Here is a 26322-nt window from a genome sequence, read left to right on the forward strand (position 1 = left end):
AGGACTCATCTTTAAAACCCACTTACGCTGAAAACCTGCGTAAATACTCTATGTGCTGCCGATGCGCTGTTTCCTGCACCACCGGGGCCAACCGGACTTTCTCCCCCGGCAAACACTGCGCCAGCCGCGCCAAGGATAAAGGCGTCAACGCGCCCAACCGCGGATAACCACCGATCGTCTGCCGGTCATTGAGCAACACAATCGGCTGCCCATCCGGGGGCACCTGGATCGCGCCCAACGGTATCCCTTCGGAAATCAACGACGGCCCCTGATACTGCAACGGCGTGCCGAGCAAACGCACGCCCATACGGTCGGCACGGCTGTCCAGAGACCATTCGGCGTTGAAGGCATCAAACAGACTCTGCCCGCTGAACTGGCCTATCTGCGCGCCGATGATCACGTCCAGTGATGCAGCGGATTGCACATCCGGGTTGACCAGCACCTTCATTGCACCGCCCGTACCGGAATAGGCCAACCGCCCGCCTTGGGCCAGTGCCTTGCCGCAACCGTCCACCCCGCCCAACGCTTCGCGCACGACCGTGGCACAACTGCCCAGTACCGCCTGCGCATCAAAGCCACCGGGCGCGGCCAGATAAGCGCGTGCCCCATTGAACGGCTGGGTGAAGCGCAGTCGCTGGCCCTTTTGCAGGATAAAACTGCGACCGGGGCTTATCGCTCGCTCATCGACATAGGCGCCCAGGTCCGCACCGGCCAAGGCCAGCAGGCAATAATCCTCGGCCTGTACGGTAAAGCCCCCCAGGGTAATTTCCACCACCGGGGCGTCCAGGGCATTGCCCAAAAGCCAGTTGGCCCAGGACATCGACACCCAATCCAGCGCGCCGCCCTGGGTCACGCCCAGGTGGCGTACGCCAAAACGACCGGCGTCCTGCAACAGGCACAGTGGCGTGCTGGCCTCGATGATCAAGCGGCTCATGCTTGCGCCTCCAACGGCGTGTCATCGCCACCCAAGTTGATGAATTCGGCGTGGCTGACCGAGGCGAAGCGCACCGTGTCGCCGGGCTGCATCAGGCTGTAGCCGTCGCGCTCACGGTCGAACAGTTTGGCCGGGGTGCGGCCGATCAGGTTCCAGCCGCCTGGGGACACCACCGGGTACGCGGCGGTTTGCCGTTCGGCGATACCGACACTGCCAGCGGCCACGCGTTTGCGCGGCGTGTTCAGGCGCGGCGTGGCAAGTATCTCGTCCACCAGCCCCATAAAGGCAAACCCAGGGGCAAAACCGAGGGCGAACACTTGGTACTCGTGGGCGCTGTGGCGGCGGATCACCTCCTCCACGGCCAGCCCGCTGCGCTGGGACAGCAAGGTCAGTTCCGGGCCGACACTCAGGTCGTACCACACTGGCAACACATGGCATTGGCCGCTGCCCTGGGCCTGGGGTTGCAGGTCGGTAAGGGCCTGGTCAATCAGCGCCCGGGCCTGGGCCGGGGTTAGCGCAGTGAGATCGTAATGCACCATCAAGGTGGTGTAGGACGGCACCAGGTCCACCAATGCCAAGCCAAAGCCATTGCGCAGGCGCTCGGTAGCCGCGAGCATCCACGGCATGTTGGCTTCGGCGATCACGTCAAACAGACGCACCATCAGGCAGTCGATCGCCACCACTTCGATGCGTGGGTTCATGCTGTTTTCAACGCTTCGCGGATCCGCTGCACGGCAGCCACCGAGCTGGCGTTGTCGCCATGCACACACAGGGTATTGGCCTGGAGTACCAATGGACTGCCGTCGCTGGCAATCAGCGATTCGCCACGGGAAAGGGTCAGGGCCTGCTGCACAATGGTTTCGCTGTCATGGTGCACCGCGCCGGGCAACTGGCGGGAAACCAGATGGCCCTTGCTGTCATAGGCACGGTCGGCAAAGGCTTCGAACCACAGCGTCACCCCGTATTCATCACCCAACGCTTGGGCCGCGCGGTTATCCCGGGTGGCCAGCAGCATCAGCGGCAGGTCGCCGTAGGCGGCCACGGCCTGGATCACCGCACGCAACTGCGCGGGGTTGGCCATCATGTCGTTGTACATCGCACCATGGGGTTTCACATAGCTGACGCGCCCGCCCTGAGCGCGGCAGATGCCGTCCAGCGCACCGATCTGGTAGTGCAACAGGTCCTGGATTTCCTGCGGCGTGTAGTTCATGGAGCGCCGGCCGAAGCCTTGCAGGTCCTGGTAGGCCGGGTGGGCGCCCACTTGTACGCCGTGCTTGAACGCCAGGCTGACGGTCTTGCGCATGATGCTCGGGTCGCCGGCATGGAAGCCGCAGGCCACGTTGGCGCAATCAATGAACGGCATGACTTCGGCATCCAGACCCATGGTCCAGTTACCAAAGCTTTCGCCGATGTCGCAGTTCAGTAGCAGGCGGCTCACGGTGGTCGCTCCTGTAGGCTTTGTTTTCTTGTAGTGTGGGATTTTTTACACAGAACTCGCAACTTGTCCTGACACCCCGACGACGCTTATCGTGGAATAGCTCGATTTTTGGCGCTTGCCCGCTGCGACGTCCAACTAATAAAAACCGATCCATGCATAAGAAAAAGTTGATCCCATGAATTTGAAGTTCCTCGAAACCTTCGTCTGGGTGGCCAGGCTCAAGAGCTTCCAGCTCACGGCCGAGAAGCTGTTCACCACCCAGGCCTCGATTTCCAGCCGCATTGCCGTGCTTGAAAGCGAGCTGGGCGTGAAGCTGTTCCTGCGTGACTCGCGAGGCGTGAGCCTGACCCCGGAAGGCTTGAAAGTGCTCGACTATGCCGAGCAAATGATGGTGACCATGCAGGGTTTGAAGCAGTCTCTGGAGACCACCAGCAGCAAGGTCGGGCGCATTCGGATCGGCGCGATGGACACGGTGATCCACACCTGGCTCAGCCCGCTGGTCGCTGAACTGATGAAACTGTTCCCGCTGGTGGAGATCGAGCTGATCGCCGATACCGCGCTGAACCTCAGCGATCAGCTACAAAAAGGCTTTCTTGACCTGATCCTGCAAACCGACCTGCTGCGCCTGGAAACCGTGCGCAGCCTGGAACTGGCCAGCCACCCCATGGCCTGGATCGTGGCCAGCCAGTCGATCTACAACCGCGACTACGCCTCCCTCGCCGAACTGGCCCAGGAGCGCATCATCACCTACTCGAAAAACTCTCACCCGCATCAGGACGTGTTGAGTTTGATGCAGGCCAATGGCGTGGCCGCACCGCGCATGAACTGCGTGAACTCGGTGTCAGCGATTACCCGGTTGCTGCGCGATGGCTTCGGTATCGGCGCACTGCCGCCGGTGCTGGTGAGCGAAGAGCTGGAGCGAGGGGAATTGGTGATGCTGCCAATGGCCCAGCGCCTGCCGAACTTGCAGGTGGTGGTGTCGTGGCGCGTAGGAGTGGAGTTGGTGGAGGAAATTGTGGGGTTGTGCCAGAAAGTCGTCGCCCGCTATGCCGAGCAAGTCGGTGCAGAACGCATGCAACTGCATAAACCCGATTAATCGTTCCCATGCTCTGCGTGGGAACGCAGCCTAGGGCGCTCTGCGCCTCCAAGCGCGACGCGGAACGTCAGAAAAAGCATTCCCACGCGGAGCGTGGGAACGATCAGTGGGTCGTTAGAGGCCCTTGAGGTCCCGTTCTTCGATGGGCCGGCTCTGGCGCAGGCGCCGGCCGCCCAACACCACCCAGTCGATCAAGCGGTACAGGCACTCGATGCCGAACGACAACAGCATCGCCCCGCCCAGGCCCCAGCCCATGGCTTCAGGCGTCAGCAGAATCTGGTAGCTGTAGCCATTCCAGGTCTCCGAACGGATATCCGGGTCGGCAGCCACCGCCACTTGCAGGGCACGGATGTACCAGGGGCCTTGCATGGCCTGGTATTGCTTGTCCAACTCGAGTTGGCGATCGAGCATAGCGCCCAGGCTGCTGGCGTCGCTCTGGAATACCGGGTCATCGCTGGCACGGTAATGCGCCACCAAGGCTTGCATATCACCGTTGAAAAACTGCTGCGCCGTGGACTCGAAACCGCGCAAGCCGGTCTGGGCCTCGATCAAGTGGGCTTCGACGCGCTTGGCGTAGTCATTGATAAACCCCGGCACCTGCACGCCGACCAACAAGCCAACGGCAAACAGCACCAACCGCAGATAGCTAAGCAACATGCTCGATTCCTTACTCGGTAACGCCCTGGCTGACACATTCACCGCGTCGCCACAGGCTCCATTGGCCCGGTTCGTAGCGGGTCCAGTTTTCGTTGTCGGTCAACGGCTCGGTGGCGATCACCGTTACCACATCATTGGGGGAGGTTTCGGCCTGAAAATCGACGATCACGTCGACATCTTTCAACCGAGCCGGGCCAAAAGGCGCCCGCCGGGTGATCTGTGCCAGCTTGGTCGAGCAATAGCAGAACAGCCAGTCGCCGTCGCTGAGCAGGCAGTTGAATACGCCCTTGCTGCGGTATTCGGCGCAGGCGGCGATCAGGTCGGGCAGCACCTGTTCGATGTCCACCGGCTCTGGGAAGGCTTCGCGCACACGGTTGAGCAAGTCGCAGAACGCCGCTTCGCTGTCGGTATCGCCCACCGGGCGGTAGAAGGTGGCGCGGGGATTGAAGTCCGCCAGTTGGCCGTTGTGGGCAAAACACCAGTTACGCCCCCACAGTTCGCGCACGAACGGATGAGTATTGGCCAGGCTGACCTTGCCCACATTGGCCTGGCGGATATGGCCGATCACCACTTCGCTCTTGATGGGGTAACGCTGAACCAGCAATGCAACTTCCGACTCGCTACTGGCAGCCGGGTCCTGGAACAGGCGCAGGCCACGGCCTTCATAGAAGGCAATACCCCAGCCGTCGCGGTGCGGGCCAGTGCGCCCACCGCGCTGCATCAGCCCGGTAAAGCTGAACACGATATCGGTGGGGACGTTGGCACTCATGCCCAATAATTCACACATGCCAGGGCTCTCGCTGCAGGGCAGACAACGTTAAAGGCGCGGTTCGACCCGCATACCACCGGCAGGCGCCGGACGACGGAACGGTTCGTCGTCTTCCGGCTCGGCGGCCAAGGCCGCATCCGCAGCAGCCTTGCGCTCACGGCGAGCATTGGCGGCGCGCTCGATGGGCCAGCGGATCAGCACAAACACGATGTACAGGGCAAACGCGATCATCGTGTACATGAACAGGTCGGAAATGGCGCGCCAGGCGTTGTTGCCGACCTTGAGCACCAGGTCCAGGGCGGTAATGGCCACGGCCGGCGCAAACTGGGTCTTGACCGGGTCGACAATGGTCGGGCTGAGCAGCAACACCGCCATCAGCAATTGCAGGGGCTCGCGCAGCCAGCGCCAGATCCAGCGGGTCATGCGCCACCACACCAACAGGCAGCCCAAAGCGGCGAAGGCGTAAAGGCCCCAAGCGGTCAGATAGTCGTTCTCGGTCATGGTGTCCATGGCAAGGTTGGCAAACAGGCGGCTATGATAACGGCTTTTGCGTGTCGCGGCTGCAATGCCTGCCACCGTCTGCCAGATAGGGAATTATCCATGCCTATTTCCACCGCACCGATTGCCCGCAAGGCCCCAGGCCCAGACCCGTACGCCTGGCTGCAAGAACGCGACAACCCTGAGGTGCTCGACTACCTCAAGGCCGAAAACGCCTGGCAGGAAGCCCAACTGGCCGATCAGCAGGCGTTGCGCGAGACCCTGTTCGACGAGATCAAGGGCCGCATTCTGGAAACTGACCTGTCCCTGCCCTCCCCTTGGGGCCCGTACCTGTATTACACCCGCACCACCGCCGGCGACGAATACGCCCGCCACTACCGCTGCCGCCGCCCGGCCGATGACAGCAACCAGGTGGACACCAGCAGCGAAGAGCTGTTGCTGGACCCAAACGTGCTGGCCAATGGCGGCTTTTTCTCCCTGGGCGCGTTCAGCATCAGCCCCGATCACCAACGCCTGGCCTACAGCCTCGATACCAGCGGCGAAGAGATTTACACCCTGTTCGTGAAGGAATTGGCGACCGACAAGGTCAGCGAACTGGCGTTCGACAACTGCGATGGCAGCATGACCTGGGCCAATGACAGCCTGACGCTGTTTTTCGGCGAACTGGACGACACCCATCGCCCGCACAAGCTGTATCGCTATCGCCTGGACGGCACCGCAGCGCAGGAAGTCTTCCACGAGCCCGACGGCCGTTTCTTCCTGCATTGCTACCGCTCAAGCTCCGAACGCCAACTGTTGCTGGCCCTGGGCAGCAAGACCACCAGCGAAGTCTGGGCGCTGGACGCCGAGCAACCGCACCTGGCCTTCACCTGCCTGGCGCCACGGGTCGAAGACCACGAATACGACGTCGACCACGGCAAGCGCAATGGCCAGTGGACCTGGTTTATCCGCAGCAACCGCGACGGCATCAACCATGCGCTGTACGTGGCCGCCGACACCGGCACGCCGCCCACCGAAGCCGACTGGCAGAACCTGATCCCCCACAGCGACGAGGTCATGCTTGACGGCGTGAGCCTGAACGCCAGCGCCATGACCTTGAGCCTGCGCATCGGTGGCCTGCCGGTCATCGAAGTGCACCCGGAGGATGTGCCGGCCTATCGGGTGCAATTGCCTGACGCCGCCTACAGCCTCTACGTGCAGAACAGCCTGGAGTTCCCCAGCGACAAGATCCGCCTGCGCTATGAGGCCTTGAATCGCCCGGCCCAAGTGCGCCAGCTCGACCTGGCGACAGGCGCGCAGGTCGTGCTCAAGGAAACCCCGGTGCTGGGCGTCTTCAACGCCGACGATTACATCAGCCAACGCCTGTGGGCCACTTCTGCCGATGGCACCCAGGTACCCATCAGCCTGGTGGTCAAGCGTGACCAGCTCGGCAAGCCGACGCCGCTGTACCTGTATGGCTACGGTGCCTACGGCTCAAGCCTGGACCCGTGGTTCTCCCATGCGCGCCTGAGCTTGCTGGACCGTGGCGTGGCGTTTGCCATCGCCCATGTGCGCGGCGGCGGTGAGCTGGGGGAAGCCTGGTATCGCAACGGCAAGCAGGAACACAAGCAGAACACCTTCAGCGACTTTATCGCCTGCGCCGAACATTTGATTGCCGAGGGCCTGACCACCTCCCCACAACTGGCGATCAGCGGCGGCAGTGCCGGCGGCCTGCTGATCGGCGCGGTGCTCAACCAGCGCCCGGAATTGTTCCAGGCGGCGATTGCGGAAGTACCGTTCGTCGATGTGCTCAATACCATGCTCGACCCGGAACTGCCGCTGACCATCACCGAGTACGACGAGTGGGGCAACCCCGAGGACCCCGAGGTGTACGCCCGCATCAAGGCTTACGCGCCGTACGAGAACGTCAGCGCCCAGGCTTACCCGGCCACGCTGGTGATCGCCGGCTATAACGACAGCCGCGTGCAGTACTGGGAAGCCGCCAAGTGGGTGGCCAAGCTGCGGGATATCAAGACGGACGACAACCTGCTGCTGCTCAAGACCGAGCTGGGTGCCGGCCATGGCGGCATGAGCGGGCGCTATCAGGGCTTACGTGACGTCGCCCTCGAATATGCCTTTGTGTTCAAGGCCCTCGGTCTGGTCTAACCGCCCGGCGTTTTCGGCTTGCTGTCGTTCTGCTGCAGGCCGGGGACCGTCTGGTCCTTGGGCGGCGCCGGCAGCACGATGGGCGCCAGCGGCGGCGAGCCATTCTGGGTCTTGGGCGCAACGGGCGGTGTGACTTGCGGGTACAACGTGGGTGTTGGCGTGCCCGGCGCGCCTGGGGTTGGCGTGGGCGCGACCGGTACGGTTTGTAACTCCTGAGCCTGCGCGGTACCCAATGCGAGCGCGCTCAACACAATGACCGTTAGAATGCTGCACTTCATCGATGGCTCCATGGCCTGACCGGAATGCCCTAAGGCTACTCCCAACCGCGCAAGAATGCCCTTCCCAATGAGATTTCCATGAAACGTTTTGTTCTGCTGGACACCACCCCAATCCCCGACAACGGCGGTGCCTTGTGCCTGTTCGAATACGGCGAGGACTTCGTCATCAAGATCCAGGGCGGTGACGGTGGCCAGTTGATGAACACGCGCATGCATGGCTCCGAAGATGCCCTGGCGGAGATTCCCTGCCGAAAAGTGGCCGGGCGCCCGGGTTCACGTGTGCTGATCGGCGGCCTGGGCATGGGCTTTACCTTGGCCGCGGCGCTCAAGCATTTGGGCAAGAGCGCCGAAGTGGTGGTGGCCGAACTGGTGCCCGGCGTCGTGGAATGGAACCGTGGGCCGCTGGGGGAGAAATCCGGACGCCCGCTGCTGGACCCGCGCACCGTGGTCCGCCTGGAAGACGTGGCCAAGGTACTGCAGGCCGAGCCCCAAGGCTTTGATGCGATCATGCTCGACGTCGACAACGGCCCCGAGGGGCTCACGCAAAAAGCTAACAGTTGGCTGTACTCGGCCAGTGGCCTGGCCGCGTGCGCCAAGGCCCTGCGGCCCAAGGGTGTGCTGGCGGTGTGGTCGGCCAGCGCCGACAAGCTGTTCAGTGACAAACTGCGCAAGGCCGGTTTCAAGGCCGAGGAAGTGCAAGTGTTTGCCCATGGCAACAAGGGCACGCGGCATACCATCTGGATTGCAGAGAAGCTCAAGGGCTGATCACGGTTGATTCAATAGCGCCAATCCCCTGTGGGAGCGGCTAGAATCAACCTTGTCCGTGAACCACCCAATAATAGCCAGGAGCCATGATGAGCTCGAATAACCCACCCTCCCACACCGCCAAGCTGGACCGCATCCTCGCCGATGCCCAGCGCGACCGCGAAATGGGCTACCGCGATAAAGCCTTGAAGATGTACCCCCACGTGTGTGGCCGCTGCGCCCGTGAGTTTTCCGGCAAGCGCTTGAGTGAACTGACCGTTCACCACCGCAACCACAACCATGATGACAACCCCCAGGACGGTTCCAACTGGGAGTTGCTGTGTCTGTACTGCCACGACAACGAACACTCGCGCTACACCGACCAGCAGTACTTCGGCGAAGGCTCCACCAGCAGCCCGAGCATTGCCAAGGCGACGCACAACCCGTTTGCGGCGTTGGCGGGGTTAATGAAGAAGGACGACTGAAGCTTTTCTTTGCCTGCTTCGGCCTCATCGCAGGCAAGCCAGCTCCCACAGTAGGAATGCATTTCCCGGTGGGAGACGGGCTTGCCCGCGATGACGATCGTCCAAGCACTGCATCCCCCCAGGCCGTATAATCGCCGTTTTTCTCAAGGCACCCTTCCCCGTGGGCAATAAACGCTACAGCTGCATCGGTCTGTACAACCCCAAATCCCCCGAAAACGTCGGCTCGGTGATGCGTGCCGCCGGCTGTTACGGCGTGGCCTCGGTGTTCTACACCGGCGTGCGTTACGAGCGCGCCCGGGATTTCATCACCGACACCAAGAAGGTGCACCACGATATCCCGCTGATCGGCATCGACGACCTGAAAAAGATCCTGCCCTTAGGCTGCATCCCGGTCGCCGTGGAATTGGTCGACGGCGCCCGCCCGTTGCCTGAATACACCCACCCCGACCGCGCGCTGTATATCTTCGGCCCCGAAGACGGCTCCCTGGACAAAGAGATCCGCGACTGGTGCGAGGATGTGGTGTACATCCCCACCACCGGCTGCATGAACCTGGCGGCCACGGTCAACGTGGTGCTCTACGACCGACTGGCCAAGGGCAATAACACCCGTTCGGGCCCCAAGTACTGACATTGCGGGAACATCCGGCACATGCGCGCAGTCAGCTAATAACACTTGCCCTTGTTGGAGACTGATCATGAGCGACAGCAAAACCTTGCGACCTATCATCGAAGCCGCCCCCTTGAAGCCTCAACCCACCCAGAACGTGCATGGCTGGGAGCGCATCGGCTCGGTGGCCGGCGGGGTAATGATGGTGGGTAAAGGCTTGCGCCGCGGCGGGATTTTCGGCTTGATCCAGGTGGCGATTGGTGGCGTGGCACTGGCCCGTGGCTTTACCGGGCACAGTTCGCTCAAGGACAAACTGGAACAGGGCCGCCAGGAAATGAACAGCGTGCGCACCAAGATCGAACGGGCCGGTGAAGAGTTGAAGAACCTGAAGACCAAGGCCGAAGTGGCGGCTGAAAAGGCGGTGAAACCTAAAGCCTGACCTGAGACTTGGACATGCTGGAGATTCAAATGTGGGAGGGGGCTTGCCCCCTCCCACATTTTGAATTGCACAGGGGTTTGGATCAGCGCAGCAGTTTGCTGTCCAGTACCACCGACGACTCACCGATCACACTCTCGGCCAACTGCACGAATTCTTTGGTGTTGACGCTGTTCACCCGCATCAACGCCTGCGCCAGATCGTCCAGGGAGCGTTTGTTGTGGGTCTTCACGCGGATCTCACGGTCCAGCTCCTGCAATACCACCACCGAACGCGCCAGCCTCGCGCCGTTGACGTGCTCGCCTTTGAGAGTGGTGACGTCTTTGCCTTCTTTGGTCAGCCGCGCCTGGATCGCCGCATAGCGTTCATCGGTGATGCCACCGGCACGTCGCATCAGCTCAATCGCGTAGTACTCGCCCAAGCCCTCGCTGATCCAGTCGCTGCTGTCGTGGTCATTGAAGCGTCCGATGGCCTGCACCACTTCGCGCAGCAACGGGCTGCTGCCATTTTCGCCCACCAGCGGCGTGCGGCTGTTGAGGTAGATCGAATCGCGTAACGAATAAGCGCCCCGCCGCATCGGGTCACTGGCACCGACAATCAACAGTTTGCCGGGATGGCGCGGGAACGCGGCTTCCACCTGGGGCCAGACAAACGTCAGCAACGTCAGCACGTCCATGCGGCGCATGCCCTGGCCCTTGGGCGAGGCCACGGTGACGTCGGTTTCACCCAGGCGCAGGCGGCGGCTGCCGAGGTTGCCCGCCAGCATCCAGCCGGTGGGACGGTCGAACAGGCGGGACACGTTGTCGATGCGGAATTTGTTCTGGCCGATGCGCGGCCAGGCCGTTTCGACGCTCTTCCAACCCGTCGGCAGTTCGAACATCAGACGTGAGACCAGCTCGACGCCGTCTTGCTGGTCGAGACGTGCGGCCGGCACCAGGTCTTCGCCGCGCAGCAACGCCCAGCCGGGCGTGATGCGTGTGTCATACACGCCGGGCTTGCGCGCATGGGCCAGGCGCACCCGGTAGGTCAGGCTGGCCTTGTCAGGGCTGGGTTGCCACAGGCCACGGTTGCCCGTGACTTGCCACTGGCCATCGGCCTTGAAGTCGCTGTAGTCACCGTCGCGGCCCAGGTCGAAGTTCAGGCTGCGCACCGCCGCGCCCTGGGACAGGCTGACGCGCACCTCCGCCTGCTGGCTTTGGGGCAACAGCTTGATGTGGTAATCCAGGTCGACTTTCTTCGCGCACCAGCCCGGCCCGCTCAGCGCCAGCACGACCAGGCCCGCTGCCCACTTGGCGGCCACCTTCATACACACTCCTCATTCAGCCTGCGCGGAAAATCAGGTAATCCTCCCAGTCGTCCTCGGGCACGCTGCCTTCGCTGAGCATGCGCCCGGACTGGGAAATGCGTTCATGGTGCACCGCGTCACGGTCGCCGCAGACCAGGTGATGCCACAGCGGCAAGTCCTTGCGCTCGCTGACCAGGCGATAACCGCAGGTCGGCGGCAACCATTCGAACTGATCGGCCTGGCCCGGTGTGAGCTGAATGCAATCAGGCACCGAGGCGCGGCGGTTGGGGTAATCAGTGCACTGGCAGGTTTTCAGGTCGAGCAGTTTGCAGGCGATACGCGTGTAATAGACGCTGTTGTCGTCCTCATCCTCAAGCTTTTGCAGGCAGCACAGGCCACAGCCGTCGCACAATGACTCCCACTCCTCTTGGTCGAGGTGCTCAAGGGTTTTGCGTATCCAGAAAGGTTCGACTTTGGCGGCCATGGCTCTGCATCAGTATCGGAAGGTGAAAAGGCCGCCAGTCTAGTGCCCAAGCCCGTTGGGGCCAAGCGCTTACGACTGACGGTGTTGCAAGACTTGTCAGGCCTGGGTGGGCGCAGTAGTTTTGAATCCCGTTTTTTTCATCAGGGTCTGTCCATGAGCAATAACCCCCGTGTTGCCGATTATCCGATCCACACCCAATTCACCGAGCGCTGGTCGCCCCGCGCCTTTACCGGCGAGAGCATCCCGCAGGAGACGCTGCTGAGTTTCTTCGAAGCAGCACGCTGGGCGCCTTCGGCCTACAACTCGCAGCCGTGGCGGTTTCTGTATGCGCGCCGTGACACGCCGGACTGGGAGCGCTTCCTGGGCCTGCTGAATGAATTCAACCGCAATTGGGCGCAGCATGCGTCGGCCCTGATCATCATCGCGTCGAAAACCGACTTCATCGCCCCGGGTGCTACCGAAGAAACCCCGGCGCTGTGGCACACCTTCGACACCGGCTCGGCCTGGGGCCACCTGGCGCTGCAAGCCAGCCTCAGTGGCTGGCACACCCACGGCATGGCCGGTTTCGACCAGGAACTGACCCGCAAGGAGCTGAAGATTCCCCAGGGTTATGCGCTGCATGCGGCCGTGGCGGTGGGCAAGCTGGGTGACAAGTCGAGTTTGCCGGAGTACCTGCAAGGGCGCGAAATGCCGAGCCCGCGCAAGCCGTTGAGCGAGCTGGTGTCCGAGGGGAACTTCAGTCTCTAAGCATCGCCCTCTCATCCTCTGTAGGAGCGAGCTTGCTCGCGAAGAACGTCAACGATGACGCGCACTTTCTGAATAAGCGCGGCGCCTGTGAGTTTTTCGCGAGCAAGCTCGCTCCTACATGAGGCCATCGGGCAAGCTCTTCAGTACCCGCGCTCGAAATCCACTTCCCCGCGTAGCGCTTGCTTGGCCTGATACGCCCGCAGGTTCTGCACAAACAACTCCACCATCATTGGCGGCGAGGTCGGGGCCGAGCTGTGCCCGGTCAACAGCAAACCCCACGCCGTCCAGAACGGGTGGCGTTGCGGCAAGGGCTCCTGGCGGCACACGTCGATCACCGCGCCGGCCAGGTGCCCTTCTTTGAGCGCCTCGACCAGATCGGCGTCCACCACCGCCACGCCGCGTCCGACGTTGATAAACAACCCGGTGGGCTGGAATTGCTTGAACAGCGCCGCGTCGTACAGGTCATGGGTATCAGGCGTGTTGGGCAGCAGGTTGATCACGTAATCCACCTCCCCCACCAGCCGGCCCAACTGGTCGAGCCCCGCCACTTCGATAAACGGTGCCTGCTCGCGGGCCTGGCTGGCGATGCCATACAACTGCACGCCGAACGGCAGCAGAAACTCGGCCACGCGCTGGCCGATGTCACCGGTGCCGACGATCAGCGCCTTACGCCCCGCCAGGCTCTGGCCCATGCGGTTATCCCATTTGCGCTCCACCTGGCTGACCAACCGCGCCAGCACTTCACGCTCGTGGCCCAGCATGTAGGTGAGGACAAACTCGGCCATGACCTGGCCAAAAATGCCTACCGCGCGGGTCAGCCGGTAGTCGCGTGGCAAGCCATCGGCCAGCAGTGGCGTGATGCCCGCCCAGGTCGATTGCAGCCATTGCGGATGATGGCCCTGGCGCAGCAGGGTAGCCAACAGATCGGGCTGGCCCAGCCACACCGGACAGTCGGCGGCCAGGCGCGAGAGTTCGGCCGAGTCGCCGCTGGTCAGCACTTCGAGGTCTGGGGCGGCGTCCCTGAGCAATTGGGCGTAGAGCGGATGATCCTGTTCAGCAATCAGAACACGCATGGTTCAAACCTTTGAAAAAACAGTGCAGACGGCCGCCCGCATCCTTACGGCCACCGTCCTCTAATACGATTCCATTGAAGCTGTGCCCTGAAGCGGGCACTGGTCGATCACATCGGGTCGTTGCGGCGCAGCAGCTCTTCGGGCAAGTGCTCGATGTACTCGTCCTCGGCCGGCGGCATTTGCAGGTGGTAGCCCTGCTTGTCGAGGTTTTCCAGCACCACGGCGATGTCTTCGCGCGACAGCTTGCGCTCCGGCGTCAGCACCATGTCAAAGGCGTGATGCGCCTTGCCAAAGGCTTCCATCAACGGCTCGGGCACGCGCTCCAGGGCATCGCTTTTGAGCACATAGAGGTACATGCCGTCTTTTTTCTTGCTGCGGTAGATGGAGCAAATACGTTTCAAGGCTGTTCTCCGGCATTGGCCAGGCTGTCGAGCAACGCCTGGCCCATCAACTCGCGGCGCCAGCCACGCAGCGAGTCTGGCAATTGGTAAGGCCCATCGGGGTAGCCACTTTTAACCAGGGCTTCGAGGGTTTTCTTGCGCAGCATCAGTTCCGGCGCCATGTCCAGGCGCTCGGCGAAGGTTTGGCCCAGGGCCCGCAGTTGCTTGATCAACGCTGCAGCGTCCACCGGTAACGGCTCTGCCACGGCAGGCGGCCATTGGTCCATGGGCAGGCTGGCAGTGCGTTTGATCAGGTCCAGCAGGAACTGGCCGTCCTGGCGCACCGTACGCGGGTGCATGTCTTCGATCTTGCCCAGGGCGGCGAGGTTATCCGGCTGGGATTTGGCCAGGGGCCATAACGAGTGCTCGCGAACGATGCGGTTGCGCGGCAAGTCGCGGGCACGGGCCTGCTGCTCGCGCCAGGCGCAGAGCTCACGCAGCACTGCGAGTTGGGCACGGGACAATTTCCACGCCAGCTTGGCGTCGCGGTACAGCTCGTAGGGGTCGATCTCACGGCGCAGGTTGGCCACCAGTTCGGCGCCGTCTTCCAATACCCACGCGTATTTGTCGTCCGACAGTTGCGGGCGCAGGCGGGTGTAAACCTCGGCCAGGTGCACGGCGTCTTCGGCGGCGTAGCTGACCTGCGTCTCTGACAATGGCCGCTGCAGCCAGTCGGAGCGGGTTTCGCCCTTGGGCAGCTCGATATCCAACACCGCCTGCACCAGGCGCGAGTAGCCCATGGAGAAACCGAGGTTGAGGTACGCCGCCGCCAATTGGGTGTCGAACAACGGCACTGGCAAGCTGCCAGTCAGGCGCAACAGCACTTCCAGGTCTTCGCTGCAGGCGTGCACCACCTTGATCACCGCCGGGTTCTCCAGCAAGGCGGCCAAGGGTTGCCAATTGTCGATAGTCAGGGGGTCGATCAGGTAAGCGCGCACGCCATCACCGATCTGGATCAGCCCGGCAATAGGGTAAAAGGTGTCGACCCGCATGAATTCGGTGTCGAGGGCGACGAATGGCAACTGCTGCCATTCGGCGCAATGCTGGCCGAGGCTATCGTTGTCGCAGATCCAGTGAATATCGATGGCCACACGGCTCTCCCTTGAAGAATGGCGCGCAGTATATATCGCGAAAGGGGCTTGCGAGCATCCGCAGTGCACACGCCATCATGAAAACTCCGACAGGAGATGAAGAATAGTCCGACAAACGGGCGTTATCCTCTCTTACGCAAAACGTAGACGCACCATCGCCGCGAGCCCGGCAGGAACTCTTGGTAATTGAGGATTTTGAAGCCGGCTTGGCGAAACTCGCTCTCTACCGGCGTGCCCACGTTCACGGCAACAATCACCGTGTCGCGACTGACGCGGTGAAACTCATGCAATAACATGAGCCGTGCATCGCTGCCGGGCACATGGCGAAACAAATCCAGGCAGAAAATGCAGTCCACCGCATTCGCCGAAAGGCCAATGGAAAACGCCGAGCCCTGGAATGTTTTGACACGTTTGAGCAACGTACCCGGGTGATGGGTGCGCGCGTGATCGAGCATCGCCTGGGAGTTGTCCGAGGCCAGGATCACACGGTTGACGTGTTCGGCCAGCACCGGCCAGAAGCGCCCGGAACCGCACGCCAGGTCTAGGATAAGCCCTGGCTCGCCCGCCACTTTCAGGGCCTGGCGTACCAACCGCGCATCGCGCCACGCCGACAGGCGCTGCAACAGCCTGGGCGGACGCGGGTCGCCACAGCCCCTGGCATGCTCACGGTCATAGCGCTCGGTGAATTCGGTCTCGATGGAGGATGGAGGTTGTGGCGACATCGCGGGCTCATGTGAATGAAACGGTAGTGAACGACCTTGATCCGCAGCTTAACCTTCGCAACGTGAAAAAAAGGTCGAAAGCCCACCCCGCTAAAACCGGTCACGCTTGATGCAAGTACCACCGCCAATCCTGCTCCCCCACCTCGCCCATGAACTGGCGGTATTCGGCACGTTTGACCGCCAGGTAAACGCTTAGGAATTCGCGCCCGAACGCATCCGGTGCCCAGCGGGAGGTTTCCAGCGCGCGCAAGGTGGTCAGCCAGTCGGTGGGCAGCAGTTCCTTGGCCTGGGCGTAGCCGTTGCCTTGCACCGGGGCGCCAGGGTCGAGCTGTTCGCGGATGCCTCGATGAATCCCGGCCAGGATCGCAGCAGCCGCCAGGTAGGGGTTGGCGTCGGCACCGCAGATGCGGTGTTCGATATGCCGGGATAGAGCCGGGCCACCGGGCACGCGCAGGCTGACGGTGCGGTTGTCCACGCCCCAGGTGGCAGCGAGCGGCGCATAGCTGTTGGTTTGGAAGCGTCGATAAGAGTTGGCGTTGGGGCAGAACATCAACAGTGAATCGAGCAAGGTACTGAGCATGCCGCCCACGGCTTGGCGCAGCAGTGGCGTGCCGTCGGTCGCTTCACTGGCAAACAGGTTATTGCCCTGGGCATCGGCCAGGCTGACGTGCATGTGCATGCCGGTGCCGGCCAGGTCGTCGAACGGCTTGGCCATGAAACAGGCGCTCATTCCATGTTTGTGCGCCACGCCCTTGACCAGGCGTTTGTAGCGCACGGCTTCGTCCATCGCCTGCAGCGCGTCGGTGCGGTGTTCGAGGGTGATTTCCACTTGCCCCGGCGCGTACTCGGAGATAGCTGTGCGCGCCGGAATCCCTTGCAGTTTGCAGGCGCTGTAGAGGTCGGCAAGAAACGGCTCGATCTGCTCCAGTTCGCGCAGGCCGTAGACTTGCGTCGAACGCGGGCGATTGCCATCCACATCCCGCGCCGGTTGCGGGCGGCCGTTGCTGTCGGGCTTCTGGTCGAGCAGATAGAACTCCAGCTCCGCCGCCATCACCGGGTAATAACCGTCGGCCTTGAGCGCCTCGATAACATTGGCCAGCAGGTGCCTGGGGTCGGCCACGGTGGCGGGCAGGCCTTCGGTGGGGTGCATGCTGACCTGCACCGCTGCGGTGGGGATCAAGCGCCATGGCATGCGCTGCAAGCTGCCGCTGATCGGGTAGGCGCGGCAGTCAATATCCCCCACCTCCCAGACCAGCCCGGAGTTTTCTACGTCATCGCCATTGATGGTCAGGCCGAGGATGGTACTGGGCAGAGGCCGGCCACTTTCGTACACCGCCAGCAGTTCGTCGCGGTGCAGCAGCTTGCCGCGCGGTACGCCGTTGTTATCGAGGATAAACAGCTCGAACATTTCAATGTCGGGGTTCTGTTCAAGGAAGGTCTGGGCTTCATGCAGGCTGGCAAAAACACTCATGGGAATTCTCATACGTTTGCGTCAGGCAAGCGCGCAGGCGCCGCCGGGCAGATGCGCACAGGTGCGCGTCATCCTTGGGGTAGATCAACGTAGGAGAGAGGTATCTGGCGGGCGCGCGTGTCGGCAATGGAACAAGGCCCAGAACGCAAGCGCAGACGGCAATGTCGCGGTATGAGTGTCGGGGCAAGCGTGCATGCGCGGTCCACAGTGATAGAAAGACTTGAGCGTCACACGCGAGGATACGCGAGTAAATTCAGCCTTGATGGAGTTTGGTTGCAGTTTGGCTAAACATTCTGTCTGGAGGAGCGAGCTTGCTCGCGAAGATCGTTAACGATAACGCGGGTGCCTGGTTCACAGCGGCGCACACAGCTTTTTCGCGAGCAAGCTCGTTCCTACCAAAAACGGGCATTATGGCTGCTTCAACCGAGCCCCAAGGATTCGACTCCATGAAAGCGCCTCTGGCCCTCTGTGTACTGGCAAGCCTGGCCAATGTCGCCCAGGCCGACACCGCTGCATCTCGCCTTGACGACGTGATTGCGCGCGGCACCCTCACCGTGTGTACCACCGGCGACTACAAGCCTTACACCTCGCTGCGCAGCGACGGCGGCTATGAAGGTATCGACATTGCCATGGCCGAGTCCCTGGCCAAGAGCCTCAACGCCAAAATCAACTGGGTGCCCACCACCTGGAAAACCCTGATGCCGGACTTTCTGGCCCAACGCTGCGACATCGCGGTGGGCGGAATTTCCGTGTCGTTGGAACGTCAGAAAAAAGCCTTCTTCAGCCAGTCTCTCGGGGTCGATGGCAAGACCCCACTGGTGCGCTGCGCCGATGTGCAGCGCTACCAGACGGTGGAACAGATCAACCAGCCCGAGGTGCGAGTGATCGAACCCGCCGGTGGCACCAATGAAGTGTTTGCCCGTGCGTACCTGGGCCAGACGCAGATTCGCCTGCATGACAACGTAACGATTTTTGATGAACTGCTGGCGGGCAAGGCCGATGTGATGATCACCGACGCCAGCGAGGCGCGTTATCAGCAAAAGCTCAAACCGGGCTTGTGTGCGGTCAACCCGGAGCAACCGATGCAGTACAGTGAAAAAGCGTTTTTGTTGCCGCGCGATGATGTGGCCTGGAAGAGTTACGTGGATCAGTGGTTGCATTTGAGTGTGGCGACGGGGGCGTATGCGGGGATTGTGGGGCAGTGGTTGGCTGCGCCTTGAATGTAGCCCCCGCGATCTAAATGTGGGAGCTGGCTTGCCTGCGATTGGCATAGGTATCTACACAACTCTGTAGCGCTCAACGCTAACCACGATGCGAAGCAAGCCGCTCTTGATCTGCTTTTGATCTTAAGCGCCCCGTTAAACCACGCTGGCCGGAATTCGACAGGGATTTGGGGGTAAACCGGCAGGGATGCCGGTTTAGCCGCCCCGCGCCATGGATGGCGCGTGGCGGCGGCCCCCCAAATCACTGGCGGATTACGGGCACACCGAGCCTAAGCGAGGTGCCGAGTGGTGGGGCAAGAGCGTTTTGCTTACTTTTGCGCTTTTCAAAAGTGAGCCGCCGTCAGGGCGGAACCCTAAGTGGCCGTTACCGCAGAAATGGATATGTACACAATCCAACTGTGTCGCCTGCCAGGCCGCCTTCGCGAGCAAGCCCGCACACACAGTTGGATCGTGCGGTGTCAGCTAGATTGGCGTCGGCTGTCAGGCCGCCATCGCAGGCAAGCCAGCTCCCACATTTGGATCGCGGGGTGTCAGGTAGATAAGCGCACTGTCCGGTCCTACGCCTTGATCAACGCTACAAACGCCGCACACGCAGCGCTGCGATACGCGCCCTTGCGACTCAGCAGTGCCGCGGTGCGCTGCGGCAACGGTGGATTGATCACCACGGCATGCAGGCCCGCCTGGGCCTCGGCCAGTGCGCGGGGCAGGATGGTTGCCAGGGGCGTGCTGCGCACGATTTCGATGATCGCGCTGATGGAGTTGGCCTCCATGGCAATCTGCGGTTTAACCCCTTGCTGGTGGCAGTAGTCGTCGATATAGCGGCGGGTGGCGAAGCCTGTGTTCAGTAGCACCAGGGGCTGTTCGAGCCAGGCTGGTTGTGTGCGTTCTGGATGGCTGGCACTGACGACCAGGCTCAGCTCTTCGACAAACAGCGCCTCACAGTCGATCTCCAGCCCATGCTCGCCGGTAAAGCCGATGCCGATATCCAGCAGGTCCTCGCCCAGGGCGGCTTCGATGCGGTCTTGGGTCAGTTCCTCAATGCTCAAGGTGATGCCGGGATACAACGCATTGAAGCGTGCCAGCAGCGGGCCGATCAGGTAGGCGGTGAAGGTCGGCGTCATGGCCAGGCGCAAATGCCCCCGGCGCAGGTCCTGCACGTCATGTATGGCGCGGGTGCCGGCCTGTAGATCCTGCAAGGCCAGCCGCGCATAACGCACATAGGCCTGCCCCGCGTCGGTCAGGCTGACACTGCGCCCGGAACGGTCCAGCAGTGGCGCGCCCTGGCTTTCTTCCAGTTGCTTGATCTGTTGCGACAAGGTCGGCTGCGACACGTGCAGCGCCTCGGCGGCACGCGTGAAATTGCGATGCTCGGCAACGGCCAGCAAGTAACGGATATGACGCAACAGCATGGGCAGCGCTCCAACTATAGGCATGACTTATAGAAAGCATAATAAGCCGGTCTTGGACGCTATAGCCGAAAACTTCCATCCTTGCCCCATCAGCGACGCAAGGAGAACCACCATGCAGCATCTCATCGACGGCTTTCGCAAATTCCAACGTGAAGCCTTTACCCCTCGCAGTGACTTGTTCAAACACCTGGCGACCACGCAAAACCCCGGCACCTTGTTCGTGTCCTGCTCTGACAGCCGCGTAGTCCCCGAGCTGTTGACCCAGCAGGAACCCGGTGACCTGTTCGTCATCCGTAACGCCGGCAACATAGTGCCGTCCTACGGCCCGGAACCGGGAGGCGTGTCGGCCACAGTCGAATATGCCGTAGCGGTGCTGGGCGTCAGCGACATTGTGATTTGCGGGCACTCGGACTGCGGTGCAATGACTGCAATTTCTACCTGCAAATGCCTGGACCACCTGCCCGCCGTGGCCAACTGGTTGCGCCATGCCGAGTCGGCCAAGGTGATCAATGCAGCCCGTACGCATGCCTCGGACGCTGCCCGCCTGGATGCCTTGGTGCGCGAAAACGTGGTCGCCCAACTGGCTAATCTCAAGACCCACCCTTCGGTCGCCCTGGCGCTGGAACAAGGCCGGATGAACCTGCATGGCTGGGTGTACGACATCGAAACCGGCGGCATCGACGCTTTGGACGGGCACACCGGGCGCTTCGTCTCCCTGCTCGACCACCCCAGCACCCGCGCCCACGCCGCCTGAACCTTATTCAACCCAAGAGGACGTCACCATGTTGCAATCCCAATTCGCCCAAACCCCACGCCTGGCCCTGGCCGACACCGTTATCGACCTCAAGGCACGCAAAAACCTGTCGTGGCAGGACCTCACCGACGGCACCGGGCTGAGCCTGGCATTCGTCACCGCAGCCCTGCTCGGCCAGCACCCGCTGCCCAAGGAGGCGGCCGACATCGTGTGCGGCAAACTCGGCCTTGACGAGGACGCCAGCCGACTGCTGCAAAGCGTCCCACTGCGCGGCAGCTTCCCGAGCGGTGTACCGACCGACCCAACCATGTACCGTTTCTACGAAATGCTGCAGGTCTACGGCTCTACCTTGAAGGCTCTGGTGCATGAGCAATTCGGCGACGGCATCATCAGCGCCATCAACTTCAAGCTGGACATCAAGAAAGTCGAAGACCCGGACGGCGGCTCCCGTGCGGTCATCACCCTGGACGGTAAATACCTGCCGACCAAACCCTTCTGATTTGCCGCCAACCGTCTACGCTCTTGGCACACCAACAAGAACGAGGGACGGGTAAATGAAGAGACTGCTCCGATTCACCTGGCTGCTGCTGTTGTGTTGCAGCCAGGTGCATGCTGCCACGGCACAGGAAGCGGATGCCCAAGCCGCCAAGGCCCTGCTGGAAAAAGCCTTGGCGTACTACCACAAGCAAGGTGACAAGGCGTTCGCCGCCTTCAGCCGTCAGGGCGAGTTCATCGACCAGGACCGCTATGTGTTTGTGGTCGATACAAAAGGCGTGCTGCTGGCCAGTGGCGGGCCCTCCTCCGCGCTGATCGGTCGCGATGTGTCCGAGGTGCTCGGGCCCGACCTGCAAGCCTCGTTCAAACAAGCCCTTAGCGTGCCCGAAGGCCAGGGTATCCAGCAGGCTGACTATCGCTGGCAGAACTGGAATGACGGCAAGGTCGAACACAAGCATGTGTTTTATCAGCGGGTGGGCGAACGCATCCTGGCGGTCGGTTATTACTTGCCGCGCGCCACGCCGGAACAGGCACGGGCGCTGCGCAACAAGGCGGTGGAGGCGTTGGTCAAGGATGAAACCGGCACGCTCAAGGCGATCAACTCCTTGCAAGGTGGCTTCCTGCAAGATGACCTGTACGTGTTTGTGGTGGACCTGAACACCCGGCGCTACGTCGCCCACGGCACCAACCTGCGCCTGATCAACACCGATTTTGCCAAGATCAAGGACCCGGATGGCAAACCAGTGGGTGTGCCGATCCTCCAGATGATGGCCGAACAGGACCAGGGCGAATACAAATACCGCTGGAAAAACCCGGTGACCGGCAAGGTCGAAAACAAGCATGCCTATGTGCGCAAGAGCGGGCATTTCATGGTTGCGGTGGGGTATTACAGCCCCTGATCCTGATCGTTCCCACGCTCTGCGTGGGAACGCCGCCTGGGACGCTCCGCGTCCGCTTATCTAACTTTGTCTTCACGGCCGCGCAGTACCCGATTCGGCATCGCTATCGCAGCGGCCAACCCCAGCAGCGACACCGCCGCACTCACCATCAGCAAATGCCGGAACGTCACCGCCAGCTCGTCGCGCAACGCATCCTGCGCCGGGCCGGGTGCGGCGTTGAGGCCGTCGAGCAGTACGTTGCCGGAACTGCCTTCGGCCACCAGTGCGCCGCTCGTCAAATGGGCGAAACTGGAATCGTGCAACAGCGCCAGCAGCAACGCCGACATGCAAGCCACCCCCACTGCCCCGCCCAGGGAGCGAAACAGGTTGGTGGTGCTGGTGGCCACACCGATATCCCGTTGCTCTACCGAGTTCTGCGTACCCACCAACGAGGTCGGGAACTGCATGCCGGCGGCGATACCGCACAACAACATGAAGACGCTGGTAAGCGCCACCGCCTGGGGGGCGCTGTAGGCCATGCCGAGAATCGCCAGCGGGCTCAACACCGCGCCGCTGAGGATCATCGGTTTATAGCGGCCGGTCACCGAGGTCATGCGCCCGGCGAAATACGCGCCCATCGGCAAGCCCATCGCCAACGGCAGCAAGTGCAGGGCTGCGCTGTCGGCACCAGCGCCGGTCACGGTCTGGTAGCGCAGGGGCATCAGCACCGTCAGGGAAATCGCCTGGAAGCTGGTGACGAAAATCGTGCACCAGCACAACACCGCACTGCGGTTGGCAAACAAGTGCATCGGCAACAGCGGTTCCCGTGCGCGGCGTTCGTGCCATACAAACACGCTCAAGGCCAACAGGGCACAGGCCAGCAACCCCAGCACTTGATCGTCACGCCACGAATGGCCCTGGCCGATTTCAGTGATGCCCAGCAACAAGGCGGTGAGGCCGACGATCATCAGCACCGTGCCGAGGTAATCGATGATCGGCTTGCGCTGCGGCACCGGCAGCCCCACCAGAGTGCGATGGGCCACGTACCAGGCACCGACGCCCAGTGGCAGGTTGATCAAAAACACCCATCGCCACGACAGGTACTCGGTCATATAACCGCCCAGTACCGGCCCGGCCACGCTGGCCACCGCGTACATGCTGCTGAAATACCCCTGATAACGTCCCCGTTCGCGGGGAGGAATAATGTCGCCAATGATCGCCTGGCTCACCGAGACCATCCCGCCAGCGCCGATACCCTGCAGAACCCGAGCCAGTACCAGTTGCTCCATGCTTTGCGCAAGGCCGCAAAACAACGACGCCAGGGTGAACAGGCCCATGCCGATGAGCATCATGGGCCGGCGCCCATACAGGTCACCGAGCTTGCCGTAGATCGGCACCGCCACGGTCATCGCCACCATATAGCCGGAGATTACCCAGGCGAGCAGGTTGACGTCATGGAACTGCGCGGAAATGGCCGGCATGGACACGGCGACAATGGTCTGGTCCAGGGCACCCAGGAAGATCGCCATCATCAGCGCGACCAGGATACTGCGCACGGCGGGAACGGTTGGAGCGGGCTGATTGAGGTGAGTCACGGCAGAACCTTCGAGCAGGGCCCACAGGCAACGGTCACCGGTGGGAATGCTCGATAAGATAGCAGGCTATTCGATAGGCTCGTAAGGAAGGCCGACGTAATTTTCTGCGATGGTTTTACGCCCAGCCTCAGAGCGAATGAAATAGTCCAGTTCGCTTTCGGCAATACGCTGGCTGAAGTCATCCGCCTGGGGAAACTGATGCAGCATCGAGGTCATCCACCAGGAAAACCGCTCGGCTTTCCACACTCGGCGCAGGCAGATTGCCGAGTATTTTTCCAGCAAGTCCAGGCGCCCTTCGCGGTACACCTTGAGCAAGATGCGGAACAAGGTGCTCACATCACTGGCTGCCAGGTTCAAGCCCTTGGCACCGGTGGGCGGCACAATGTGCGCGGCATCGCCGAGCAGGAACAGGCGCCCGTACTGCATGGGTTCCACCACAAAGCTGCGCAGCGGCGCGATGCTTTTCTCGATTGACGGGCCGGTCACCAATTGTTCGGCCAATGAGCCGGGCAGGCGGCTTTTGAGTTCATCCCAGAAACGTTCATCCGCCCAGTCTTCCAGCTTCTCTTCGACCGGCACTTGCAGGTAGTAACGGCTGCGGGTCGGCGACCGCATGCTGCACAGCGCAAAACCCCGCGCATGTTTGGCGTACACCAGTTCGGCATGTACCGGCGGCGTGTCGGCCAGCACGCCCAGCCAGCCGAAGGGATAGACCCGTTCGAACACCTTCAGCGCTTGCGCCGGTATCGACTGGCGGGCCACGCCATGGAAACCGTCGCAGCCGGCAATGTAGTCGCACTCCAGGCGACAGGCTTGGCCTTCGTGCTCGAAGGTCAGCCACGGCTGTTCACTTTTCAGGTCATGGGGTTGAACATTGGAGGCTTCGTACAGAGTGGTGGCACCGGCGGCTGCGCGGGCGGCCATCAGGTCGCGGGTGACCTCGGTCTGGCCGTAGATCATCACCGACTGGCCGCCGGTCAAGGCCTTGAGGTCGATGGAGGTGAGTTGGCCATTGAGGGCAATATCAAACCCGTCGTGCACCAGACCCTCGGCGTCCATGCGTTGGCTGACGCCGGCTTCGCGCAGCAGGTCGACCATGCCCTGTTCCAACACACCGGCGCGGATACGGCCTTGTACGTAATCGGCGCTCTGACGCTCTAGAACGAGGGTCTGGATGCCAGCGTTGTGCAGCAGTTGGCCGAGCAGCAATCCGGAAGGACCGGCACCAATAATGGCGACTTGGGTTTTCAGGGTTTTCATTATTTTTATGACCTTCAAGCTTCACGCGAACGTATGGAGTGAAAGAGTTGTCATTGCTCTTGTGGCTGACATTTTTCACTTGAGTGAGGCTCATAAGAAGGTGAAAACTGCGTCAAAACCTGTGCTTTTCGCCAATCGGGGCGATTACCGAACCATTATCCTGAGTATCGGATTTAAACCATGACCAAAACCGCGATTCCGGTCTTCAAGCTTTACGGGGAAAGCCAGCAGTGGCCGACTCCCGATTTGTTGCACTGCGAAACCATTTCCCGGCGCAGTCGGGAATACCAGTGGGAAATCCAGCCCCACCGGCACGCGGACCTGTGCCAGTTGCTGTATGTGCACAAAGGCCAGGCACAACTGGAAATCGAGGGCCAGCGCACCACGCTTAACGAGTCGAGCCTGCAAGTGCTGCCACCGCTGTGCGTGCATGGCTTTCGTTTTTCCGAGGATGTGGAAGGGTTTGTGGTAACGCTTTCGGCGCCGCTGGTCAGCCACTTGCAGGCGCAACTGGACTCTACCGTCGATGGCCTGCACACACTCGGCAGCTACCCGGCGGGCAAGGACAGCGATTACTTGAACAGCCTGTTCGTACGCTTGCAGGACGAATACGCCGATGACCAACCGGCACGGGACATGATGCTGCACGCCCTGGTCAGCGTGTTGTTGGTATGGGTCAGCCGCCAGGCGATCCAGCGCCGCCATCCACGCGCGCCGCGGGGTCGTGAGTACTTTCGGCGGTTTACGCAACTGGTCGAACAGCATTACCGCGAACACCCGAAGATTGAAGACCTGGCCCACAAGCTGGGCATCTCGGTCTCACACTTGAACGGGACGTGTCGGGAATTGGGTGGACAACCGGCGTTGCAGATCATGCATGACCGCCAATTGCTGGAAGCCAAGCGCCTGCTGACCTACACCAGCATGACCATCAATGAAATGTCCGAGGTGCTGGGTTTTTCCGACCCGACCAACTTCTCACGGCTGTTTCGCCGCAGGGTCGGGTTTTCACCCAAGGCGTTTCGTGAACAACTGAAGGCAGAGCAACCTACCTGAGCGCACTGAAACTGCCGGTGCGGGGAACGCATTGGTCCTGATGGCAGCTGATAGCGAACGCCGCTGGCTGCATGCGCGTTTGCTCGACGCGGTAGGCGGCAGTCCCATACAGCGCTGTCGCCAATGCGCAGAGGGTGAAAATTGTCAGGTACTTTCTGGTTTTAATGCTCATGGCACAGACCTCTGAACGGATCTACAGGGTGCTGTTTAAAGCATAGGTCAACTTGCCCTGATGCGATGTCATTCAGCGCG

Annotated in this window: 30 protein-coding genes; 12 read left to right on the forward strand and 18 right to left on the reverse strand. The window is 61.7% G+C overall.

The annotated features are described in order from the left end of the window. Positions 1 to 22 precede the first annotated feature (22 nt). The 3 genes from GIW79_RS15575 to GIW79_RS15585 are packed head-to-tail and all read right to left on the reverse strand — an operon-like array spanning position 23 to position 2372. A complete protein-coding gene (locus GIW79_RS15575; protein WP_200582816.1) occupies positions 23 to 934 on the reverse strand; it encodes a biotin-dependent carboxyltransferase family protein in 912 nt (303 codons plus the stop codon). Continuing rightward, positions 931 to 1635 (reverse strand): 5-oxoprolinase subunit B family protein, encoded by a 705-nt coding sequence (locus GIW79_RS15580; RefSeq protein WP_236454493.1) that lies wholly within the window; start codon positions 1633 to 1635, stop codon positions 931 to 933. The genes GIW79_RS15575 and GIW79_RS15580 overlap by 4 nt, the downstream gene beginning before the upstream one ends. Continuing rightward, complete coding sequence (locus GIW79_RS15585; protein ID WP_034126630.1) at positions 1632 to 2372, reverse strand: 5-oxoprolinase subunit PxpA; 741 nt, start codon at positions 2370 to 2372, stop codon at positions 1632 to 1634. Before GIW79_RS15585 ends, GIW79_RS15580 begins: the two co-directional genes overlap by 4 nt. Before the next feature lie 175 nt (positions 2373 to 2547). Between GIW79_RS15585 and GIW79_RS15590 the strand changes: the two genes are divergently transcribed. Further along, positions 2548 to 3468 carry a LysR family transcriptional regulator gene (locus tag GIW79_RS15590; protein ID WP_236454496.1) on the forward strand — a complete coding sequence of 307 codons (921 nt, stop codon included), beginning with the start codon at positions 2548 to 2550 and terminating at the stop codon, positions 3466 to 3468. 114 nt (positions 3469 to 3582) lie between these two features. On the opposite strand, the gene GIW79_RS15595 is transcribed toward GIW79_RS15590, so the two are convergent. Genes GIW79_RS15595 through GIW79_RS15605 form a run of 3 tightly spaced genes read right to left on the reverse strand, consistent with a single transcriptional unit; the run spans position 3583 to position 5470 of the window. After that, positions 3583 to 4125, reverse strand: a complete 543-nt coding sequence (locus tag GIW79_RS15595) for a DUF2937 family protein (RefSeq protein ID WP_034126628.1) — start codon at positions 4123 to 4125, stop codon at positions 3583 to 3585. A gap of 10 nt (positions 4126 to 4135) precedes the next feature. Continuing rightward, positions 4136 to 4912, reverse strand: coding sequence for a class II glutamine amidotransferase (locus GIW79_RS15600; RefSeq protein ID WP_236454499.1), 777 nt, complete (start codon positions 4910 to 4912; stop codon positions 4136 to 4138). A 30-nt stretch (positions 4913 to 4942) separates the two neighbouring features. Then, the gene (locus GIW79_RS15605) at positions 4943 to 5470 is read right to left on the reverse strand and encodes a hypothetical protein (protein ID WP_034126627.1); all 528 of its coding nucleotides are present in this window, start codon (positions 5468 to 5470) and stop codon (positions 4943 to 4945) included. Positions 5471 to 5494: 24 nt separating this feature from the next. Between GIW79_RS15605 and GIW79_RS15610 the strand changes: the two genes are divergently transcribed. Continuing rightward, positions 5495 to 7537, forward strand: coding sequence for a S9 family peptidase (locus GIW79_RS15610; protein WP_236454502.1), 2043 nt, complete (start codon positions 5495 to 5497; stop codon positions 7535 to 7537). Here the strand turns inward: GIW79_RS15610 and GIW79_RS15615 are convergent. Further along, positions 7534 to 7815 carry a hypothetical protein gene (locus tag GIW79_RS15615; protein WP_034126625.1) on the reverse strand — a complete coding sequence of 94 codons (282 nt, stop codon included), beginning with the start codon at positions 7813 to 7815 and terminating at the stop codon, positions 7534 to 7536. The two genes, GIW79_RS15610 and GIW79_RS15615, sit on opposite strands and share 4 nt — an antisense overlap. 78 nt (positions 7816 to 7893) lie before the next feature. On the opposite strand from GIW79_RS15615, the gene GIW79_RS15620 reads away from it, so the two are divergent. The 4 genes from GIW79_RS15620 (at position 7894) to GIW79_RS15635 (ending at position 10090) form a co-directional block, all read left to right on the forward strand. Then, positions 7894 to 8580, forward strand: a complete 687-nt coding sequence (locus GIW79_RS15620) for a spermidine synthase (RefSeq protein ID WP_034126624.1) — start codon at positions 7894 to 7896, stop codon at positions 8578 to 8580. Positions 8581 to 8669: 89 nt separating this feature from the next. After that, a complete protein-coding gene (locus GIW79_RS15625; protein WP_003189609.1) occupies positions 8670 to 9044 on the forward strand; it encodes a YajD family HNH nuclease in 375 nt (124 codons plus the stop codon). 160 nt (positions 9045 to 9204) lie between these two features. After that, on the forward strand, positions 9205 to 9672 hold the full coding sequence (locus tag GIW79_RS15630; protein WP_014717486.1) for an RNA methyltransferase: 468 nt from the start codon (positions 9205 to 9207) through the stop codon (positions 9670 to 9672). 67 nt (positions 9673 to 9739) lie between these two features. Then, positions 9740 to 10090, forward strand: a complete 351-nt coding sequence (locus GIW79_RS15635; RefSeq protein ID WP_014717485.1) for a YgaP family membrane protein — start codon at positions 9740 to 9742, stop codon at positions 10088 to 10090. 82 nt (positions 10091 to 10172) lie between these two features. Here the strand turns inward: GIW79_RS15635 and GIW79_RS15640 are convergent, their stop codons facing one another. Both GIW79_RS15640 and GIW79_RS15645 read right to left on the reverse strand, forming a co-directional pair. Then, positions 10173 to 11393, reverse strand: a complete 1221-nt coding sequence (locus GIW79_RS15640; RefSeq protein WP_057975680.1) for a hypothetical protein — start codon at positions 11391 to 11393, stop codon at positions 10173 to 10175. Positions 11394 to 11406: 13 nt separating this feature from the next. Beyond that, on the reverse strand, positions 11407 to 11856 hold the full coding sequence (locus GIW79_RS15645; protein ID WP_236454505.1) for a YcgN family cysteine cluster protein: 450 nt from the start codon (positions 11854 to 11856) through the stop codon (positions 11407 to 11409). Positions 11857 to 12009: 153 nt separating this feature from the next. Here GIW79_RS15645 and GIW79_RS15650 point away from each other — a divergent pair, with 153 nt between their 5' ends. After that, positions 12010 to 12603 (forward strand): nitroreductase family protein, encoded by a 594-nt coding sequence (locus tag GIW79_RS15650; protein WP_034126620.1) that lies wholly within the window; start codon positions 12010 to 12012, stop codon positions 12601 to 12603. 140 nt (positions 12604 to 12743) lie between these two features. Here the strand turns inward: GIW79_RS15650 and GIW79_RS15655 are convergent, their stop codons facing one another. The 5 genes from GIW79_RS15655 to GIW79_RS15675 form a co-directional block, all read right to left on the reverse strand. Then, positions 12744 to 13676, reverse strand: a complete 933-nt coding sequence (locus tag GIW79_RS15655) for a D-2-hydroxyacid dehydrogenase (RefSeq protein WP_054919992.1) — start codon at positions 13674 to 13676, stop codon at positions 12744 to 12746. 107 nt (positions 13677 to 13783) lie between these two features. Then, the gene (locus GIW79_RS15660; protein ID WP_003189597.1) at positions 13784 to 14077 is read right to left on the reverse strand and encodes a YcgL domain-containing protein; all 294 of its coding nucleotides are present in this window, start codon (positions 14075 to 14077) and stop codon (positions 13784 to 13786) included. Then, positions 14074 to 15207, reverse strand: a complete 1134-nt coding sequence (gene rnd, locus GIW79_RS15665) for a ribonuclease D (protein WP_034126618.1) — start codon at positions 15205 to 15207, stop codon at positions 14074 to 14076. Before rnd ends, GIW79_RS15660 begins: the two co-directional genes overlap by 4 nt. Positions 15208 to 15329: 122 nt before the next feature. Beyond that, entirely contained in the window at positions 15330 to 15929 is a 600-nt protein-coding gene (locus GIW79_RS15670) for a class I SAM-dependent methyltransferase (protein ID WP_054919994.1), read from the reverse strand. A gap of 100 nt (positions 15930 to 16029) precedes the next feature. Next, the gene (locus GIW79_RS15675; RefSeq protein ID WP_181124664.1) at positions 16030 to 17400 is read right to left on the reverse strand and encodes a glutamine synthetase family protein; all 1371 of its coding nucleotides are present in this window, start codon (positions 17398 to 17400) and stop codon (positions 16030 to 16032) included. A gap of 446 nt (positions 17401 to 17846) precedes the next feature. Between GIW79_RS15675 and GIW79_RS15680 the strand changes: the two genes are divergently transcribed. Next, a complete protein-coding gene (locus GIW79_RS15680; RefSeq protein ID WP_236454508.1) occupies positions 17847 to 18620 on the forward strand; it encodes a transporter substrate-binding domain-containing protein in 774 nt (257 codons plus the stop codon). 560 nt (positions 18621 to 19180) lie between these two features. Here GIW79_RS15680 and cynR read toward each other — a convergent pair. Beyond that, a complete protein-coding gene (gene cynR / locus GIW79_RS15685) occupies positions 19181 to 20032 on the reverse strand; it encodes a transcriptional regulator CynR (RefSeq protein WP_236454511.1) in 852 nt (283 codons plus the stop codon). 112 nt (positions 20033 to 20144) lie between these two features. Here cynR and GIW79_RS15690 point away from each other — a divergent pair, with 112 nt between their 5' ends. Genes GIW79_RS15690 through GIW79_RS15700 form a run of 3 tightly spaced genes read left to right on the forward strand, consistent with a single transcriptional unit; the run spans position 20145 to position 22180 of the window. After that, complete coding sequence (locus tag GIW79_RS15690; RefSeq protein WP_003189587.1) at positions 20145 to 20786, forward strand: carbonic anhydrase; 642 nt, start codon at positions 20145 to 20147, stop codon at positions 20784 to 20786. A 28-nt stretch (positions 20787 to 20814) separates the two neighbouring features. Next, positions 20815 to 21285, forward strand: coding sequence for a cyanase (gene cynS, locus GIW79_RS15695; RefSeq protein WP_014717475.1), 471 nt, complete (start codon positions 20815 to 20817; stop codon positions 21283 to 21285). Between the two features lie 55 nt (positions 21286 to 21340). Next, positions 21341 to 22180 (forward strand): cache domain-containing protein, encoded by an 840-nt coding sequence (locus tag GIW79_RS15700; RefSeq protein WP_034126612.1) that lies wholly within the window; start codon positions 21341 to 21343, stop codon positions 22178 to 22180. Between the two features lie 56 nt (positions 22181 to 22236). Here the strand turns inward: GIW79_RS15700 and GIW79_RS15705 are convergent, their stop codons facing one another. Together GIW79_RS15705 and pobA are read right to left on the reverse strand one after the other, a co-directional pair. Then, on the reverse strand, positions 22237 to 23754 hold the full coding sequence (locus GIW79_RS15705; protein WP_186526607.1) for an MDR family MFS transporter: 1518 nt from the start codon (positions 23752 to 23754) through the stop codon (positions 22237 to 22239). Positions 23755 to 23820: 66 nt separating this feature from the next. Next, positions 23821 to 25005: a 4-hydroxybenzoate 3-monooxygenase gene (gene pobA / locus GIW79_RS15710; RefSeq protein WP_169921948.1), complete on the reverse strand. Its 1185-nt coding sequence runs from the start codon at positions 25003 to 25005 to the stop codon at positions 23821 to 23823. A 189-nt stretch (positions 25006 to 25194) separates the two neighbouring features. On the opposite strand from pobA, the gene GIW79_RS15715 reads away from it, so the two are divergent. Further along, entirely contained in the window at positions 25195 to 26070 is an 876-nt protein-coding gene (locus tag GIW79_RS15715; protein ID WP_198862739.1) for a helix-turn-helix domain-containing protein, read from the forward strand. Here GIW79_RS15715 and GIW79_RS15720 read toward each other — a convergent pair. Then, complete coding sequence (locus GIW79_RS15720) at positions 26063 to 26242, reverse strand: hypothetical protein (RefSeq protein WP_003189580.1); 180 nt, start codon at positions 26240 to 26242, stop codon at positions 26063 to 26065. The genes GIW79_RS15715 and GIW79_RS15720 overlap by 8 nt on opposite strands. Positions 26243 to 26322: the final 80 nt, after the last annotated feature.

This window comes from Pseudomonas sp. PA-7-1E (genome assembly GCF_021605325.1).
Lineage (GTDB): Bacteria > Pseudomonadota > Gammaproteobacteria > Pseudomonadales > Pseudomonadaceae > Aquipseudomonas > Aquipseudomonas fluorescens_BV.